This window comes from Streptomyces sp. CO7, assembly GCF_053474865.1.
Genome location: NZ_JBRIOU010000002.1, coordinates 369355 through 370843, shown reverse-complemented (window position 1 = coordinate 370843; position 1489 = coordinate 369355). Strand labels below are relative to the sequence as shown.

The following is a 1489-nucleotide window of genomic DNA, read 5'->3' as shown; positions in this document are numbered from 1 at the left end:
GACCTCGTCGCTGACACCCTCGCCCGCGTCGGCGACCCGGGTGCCCTGTTCCGCGAGCTCCAGGGCGGCCCGCTCCGCCTCGGTGAAGACGGTCGCCTCCCGCCAGGCCGCCACGAGGTGCAGCCGCAGCGCCGTCTCGCCCGCGGACTCCGCCTCCTTGGTGTGCATGTCGATGCAGGCGGCGCACCCGTTGATCTGACTGACCCGCAGGGACACCAGCTCCTGCGTGGCCGCGGGCAGCGCCGACTCCTTGAGGGCCCTCCCGACGGCCATGAACTGCCTGAGTGCCTTCCCGGCGGTGGGGCTGGCGAAGTAGTTGAGCCGTGCGTCCATGGTGTGCTCCTTCGTCCTGGCGGGTGTGTTCCTCCACCCCCTGGGACGAGACGGCCCGCGCTCCTGTGACACGGCGGGAGGGGAACCGGAGCCCCGGCGGCCTCTCCCACGGGGCGGAAAGCTCTCGCGCCGCCCCGCGTCCGCCGCTAGCCTGCGCTCTCGTGCAGACCACCTCGCTCCTCCTCGACCGCCTCCACGACGCCGGACTGACCGATGTCACCTCCGTGGAACCGGTGGAGGGCGGCATGGCCGCGGTCGCCGGCCTCGCCGTCCGACCGGGCGCCGCGCCGCTCTTCGTGAAGTCGTTCGCGGACATCCCGGCGGACGACCTGTTCGCGGCGGAGGCGGAAGGACTCGGCGCGCTGCGGGAGCGCGGCGCCCTGGCCACCCCGGACGTGGTGCTGGCGACCCGTGAGCTGCTGGTGCTGTCCGCACTGGGCGAGCGCCCGGCCGGCGACGAGGCCTTCTGGGAGCGGCTGGCCCACGAGGTGGCGCGGCTGCACACCTCGACCGTGCACGACCGGTTCGGCTGGGCACGCGACAACTGGCTGGGGCGCTACCGCCAGGAGAACGGGTGGACCGAGGACGGGTACGAGTTCTTCGCCCGGCGCCGGCTGCTGCGGTGGCTGCCGGAGCGCCGCGTCGAGGCGGCCCTGGGGCCGGAGGACCGGCGGGCGCTGGAGCGGTTGTGCGAGCGGCTGCCCGAATTGCTGCCGCCCCGGCCCGCCTGCCTGACCCATGGCGATCTCTGGGCGCAGAACGTCCTCGCCACCGGGGACGGCCGCCCCGCGCTGATCGATCCCGCCGTCTCCTACACGTGGGCCGAGGTCGACCTCGCGCACCTGTGGTGCTCCCCGCATCCGCCGGAGGCCGCGCGGTTCTTCGACGTGTACGCGGAGCTGACCGGGCTGGACGCCGGGTGGCGTGCCCGGATGCCGCTGATCCAGCTGCGGCAGTCCCTCGCCCTCGTCGCGATGTTCGACCACGACTGGGGCGCAGCCGAACAGGTCCGCGCCCTCCTCAAGCCGTTCCGCCACTGAGGTCCCGTTCGCCTTCCCGTCCGTCACGCGGACGCGCCGGACAATTCGCCGAGCCCGTCGGATTCCGGGTCTCCCTCCCCGAGCCCGTCGGACTCGTCGCCGCCGGAGCCCAGCCC

General features: G+C 74.0%; 2 protein-coding genes. One reads left to right on the top strand and one right to left on the bottom strand.

Translation table 11 applies throughout. The annotated features are described in order from the left end of the window. Nucleotides 1-333, bottom strand: a 333-nt coding sequence (locus ACOV8S_RS03585; protein WP_448316057.1) for a carboxymuconolactone decarboxylase family protein, incomplete at its 3' end; no start/stop codon positions are given. Between the two features lie 161 nt (nt 334-494). On the opposite strand from ACOV8S_RS03585, the gene ACOV8S_RS03580 reads away from it, so the two are divergent. Continuing rightward, nucleotides 495-1373 (top strand): fructosamine kinase family protein, encoded by an 879-nt coding sequence (locus ACOV8S_RS03580; protein WP_448316056.1) that lies wholly within the window; start codon nt 495-497, stop codon nt 1371-1373. Nucleotides 1374-1489 lie beyond the last annotated feature (116 nt).